Source organism: Pseudomonas bananamidigenes, assembly GCF_001679645.1.
Taxonomy (GTDB): Bacteria; Pseudomonadota; Gammaproteobacteria; order Pseudomonadales; family Pseudomonadaceae; genus Aquipseudomonas; species Aquipseudomonas bananamidigenes.
The window spans coordinates 1-3,176 of sequence record NZ_LRUN01000121.1; the positions used below are offsets into that span (position 1 = coordinate 1).

A 3,176-nucleotide genomic window follows, 5' to 3' on the forward strand; every position below is an offset into this window, starting at 1 on the left:
TTTTTTTGGCGAGCAGCACAAGGTATGTGTTCGTCACGGACCATTGTGGGAGCGAGCCTGCTCGCGAAGGCGTCGTCACAAACGACGCCTCCCCGGCTGTCACACTTTGTCTCATCTTCAGTTATGCTCGCCGTTCGTCGCCAACGCCGGAGCCACTGAATCCATGTCCCCCACTCGCCTGTTTGTCCCCCTGTCCCTCGCCCTGCTGGCCGCCTGCGCCACGCAACCGAACACCAACGTGACCGTGGAAAAACAGAGCGAATGCCCGGTGCGGCTGACCAACGGCCAGAACCTCACCGTCATGCTCCCAAGCAACCCCACCACCGGCTACCGCTGGGCCATTCAAGACTCGGCCGGCGGCGTACTGCGTGCACTGAGCCCCGAGGTTTACAGCAGTCCGAAAGACTCCGGCATGGTCGGCTCAGGCGGTTTCTCTACGTGGCGCTTCCAGGCCTTTGCCACCGGCACGGGGCGCCTGCGCCTGACATCGCAGCAACCCTGGGAGCCTGAAGTCGAGCCGGTGGAAACCTTCGACTGCGCGATCTCGGTGAACTGATCGTGGGCTGGCTGATCCTCGCGCTGATGGGCGCAGCGACTTTTCTCTATGGCGTCAGCACTCATGCGGCGCTGCTTTGTCTGCTGGTCAAACCGTTGCCGGTGCTGGCACTGCTGGGCTGGCTGCATGATGCGCCGCCGAGTGACTATCGCCGCTGGATCAGTCTGGGCCTGATTTTCTCTTTGCTTGGCGATGTGCTGCTGGCGTGGCCGGGGGATCTGTTCGTGTTTGGCCTGGGTGCGTTTCTGGTCGCGCATCTGGCGTACCTCAAGGCCTATCTCAGCGATTGCCGGCGTCCGGCCGTGTTGCCGCTGGTGCTGGCCGTTGGCCTTGGCGCCGTGCTGTTGGGCATATTGATCAGCAGCGGACTCGGACCGTTGACCGTACCGGTGATCGTCTACGGCACAGCCATCAGCGCCATGCTCTGGCGCGCCCTGGCTCGCCTCGGCAGCGGCGTACCGCAACGATCGGCGTTGCTCGCGGCCGGCGGTGCGGTGGCGTTCGTGTTCTCTGACAGCGTGATCGGCATCGACCGGTTTGTCTCACCGTTCCACGCCGCGCCGTACGTCATCATCCTCAGTTACTGGCTCGGGCAGTGGGGTATTGCCGCTTCGGCGTTCTCTCAGAAACCGCGCTGACTTATTCGCGAGCAGGCTCGCTCCCACAGGTAGACCGCGATCCCCTGTGGGAGCGAACCTGCTCGCGAAGGCCATGTTTCTGTCAAAGCAGGTCCGGCAACACTCCGGCGGTTTATCAGACAACCCGCGCATCCCCGCGCCAGTTTGGCTAAAATGCCGGCCTTTTCATCGACACCGCCGGAACCGCCGTGAGCAAAGAACCCGATCGCATTTTCGCCCAGCCGATGGCCCAGGTGCCTGACTTCGCCTTCAACGAGGACGTGGTGCGGGTATTCCCGGACATGATCAAGCGCTCGGTGCCAGGTTACCCGACCATCGTCGAGAACGTAGGCGTGCTCGCGGCGCAGTTCGCACAGCCCGACAGCGTGCTCTATGACCTCGGCGCCTCGTTGGGTGCCGTGACTCAGGCCCTGCGGCGTCACGTGCGCACTGACGGTTGCCGGGTGATCGCGGTGGATAACTCCGCAGCGATGGTCGAGCGCTGCCGCGAATACCTCAATGGTCAGGACTCGATGTTCCAGGAGTTGTTGCCGGTCGAGGTGATCGAAGGTGACATCCTCGCCCTCGATTTCAAACCGGCCTCGGTGGTGGCGATGAACTTCACCCTGCAATTTATCGCCCCGGAGCAGCGCACGGCGTTGCTGTCGCGCATTCGCCAGTCGTTGCTGCCGGGCGGCGCGCTGATCCTGTCGGAGAAGCTGCGCTTCAACGATACCGATGAACACGCACTGCTGACCGACCTGCACGTCGCGTTCAAACGCGCCAACGGCTACAGCGAACTGGAAATCGCCCAGAAGCGCAGCGCCATCGAAAACGTCATGAAGCCCGACAGCCTCGAAGAACACCGCGAGCGCCTGCTGGCCGCCGGGTTCTCGAAAGTCGTGCCGTGGTTCCAGTGCCTTAACTTTGCCTCGTTGATTGCCTTGCCATGATTGATCTGTCTCCCCTCGCCCGCCGTCTGGCCGGCACACCGCTGGCCGAATGGGCCAACACCCTGCAAGTGCAGCTCGACCGGAAAATGGAGAAAGGCCACGGCGATTTGGAGCGCTGGCAAAGTGCGCTGGACGCCCTGCCGAAAATCCGGCCGAGCGAAGTCGACCTGCTCGATGGCCTGAAACTGGACACCGATTGCGACGACGAAACCCGCGCACAGATGCGCACCGCGCTGATGGGCCTGTCGCCGTGGCGCAAGGGGCCGTTCGATCTGTTCGGCGTGCACGTCGATACCGAGTGGCGCTCGGACTGGAAATGGTCGCGGGTTTCTCCGCATCTGGATCTGAAAGGCAAGCGCATCCTCGATGTCGGCTGCGGCAATGGCTACTACATGTGGCGCATGCTCGGCGCCGGTGCCGACAGTGTGATCGGCGTCGATCCGAACTGGCTGTTCTTCTGCCAGTTCCAGGCGGTGCAGCGCTACCTGTCGGAGCCGAATGCCTGGCATTTGCCGTTCCCGTTCGAAGACTTGCCGCCGAATCTGGAAGGCTTCGACACGGTGTTTTCCATGGGTGTGTTCTATCACCGCCGCTCGCCGATCGAGCATTTGCTGGCGCTGAAGGATTGCCTGGTGAAGGGTGGCGAACTGGTGCTGGAGACGCTGGTGGTCGAAGGCGACAAGCATCAGGTGCTGGTGCCGGAAGATCGTTACGCACAGATGCGCAACGTATGGTTCCTGCCGTCGGTGCCAGCGCTGGAACTGTGGCTGCGACGCGCCGGATTCAGCGATGTGCGTTGCGTGGATGTGAGTTTCACCACGGTCGAGGAACAGCGCAGCACCGAGTGGATGAAGTATCAGTCGCTGAGTGACTTTCTCGATCCGGAAGATCACAGCAAGACCATCGAAGGACTGCCGGCGCCGATGCGGGCCGTAATCGTCGCGAAGAAATAATTTTTCCGAACGCTCAAAAAACTGTGGGAGCGAGCCTGCTCGCGATTGGATCTGACAGGCACCGAAGTATTGAATGCCAGACCGCGATCGCGAGCAG

General features: G+C 62.1%; 4 protein-coding genes. All 4 read left to right on the forward strand.

Annotated features, from left to right (window positions below; genetic code table 11):
- The first annotated feature begins 163 nt into the window (after positions 1 to 163).
- The 4 genes from BBF94_RS26885 (at position 164) to cmoB (ending at position 3,079) form a co-directional block, all read left to right on the forward strand.
- Entirely contained in the window at positions 164 to 556 is a 393-nt protein-coding gene (locus BBF94_RS26885; RefSeq protein ID WP_065261936.1) for a protease inhibitor I42 family protein, read from the forward strand.
- Positions 557 to 558: 2 nt separating this feature from the next.
- Complete coding sequence (locus BBF94_RS26890) at positions 559 to 1,194, forward strand: lysoplasmalogenase (RefSeq protein WP_176704516.1); 636 nt, start codon at positions 559 to 561, stop codon at positions 1,192 to 1,194.
- Positions 1,195 to 1,418: 224 nt separating this feature from the next.
- The gene (gene cmoA / locus BBF94_RS26895; RefSeq protein WP_263970173.1) at positions 1,419 to 2,126 is read left to right on the forward strand and encodes a carboxy-S-adenosyl-L-methionine synthase CmoA; all 708 of its coding nucleotides are present in this window, start codon (positions 1,419 to 1,421) and stop codon (positions 2,124 to 2,126) included.
- Positions 2,123 to 3,079, forward strand: a complete 957-nt coding sequence (gene cmoB / locus BBF94_RS26900) for a tRNA 5-methoxyuridine(34)/uridine 5-oxyacetic acid(34) synthase CmoB (RefSeq protein ID WP_065261939.1) — start codon at positions 2,123 to 2,125, stop codon at positions 3,077 to 3,079. The genes cmoA and cmoB overlap by 4 nt, the downstream gene beginning before the upstream one ends.
- Positions 3,080 to 3,176: the final 97 nt, after the last annotated feature.

Coding starts and splice junctions, on each gene's coding strand:
- BBF94_RS26885 (WP_065261936.1), top strand. CDS start 164: ATGTCCCCCACTCGCCTGTTTGTCCCCCTGTCCCTCGCCCTGCTGGCC.
- cmoA (WP_263970173.1), top strand. CDS start 1,419: ATGGCCCAGGTGCCTGACTTCGCCTTCAACGAGGACGTGGTGCGGGTA.
- cmoB (WP_065261939.1), top strand. CDS start 2,123: ATGATTGATCTGTCTCCCCTCGCCCGCCGTCTGGCCGGCACACCGCTG.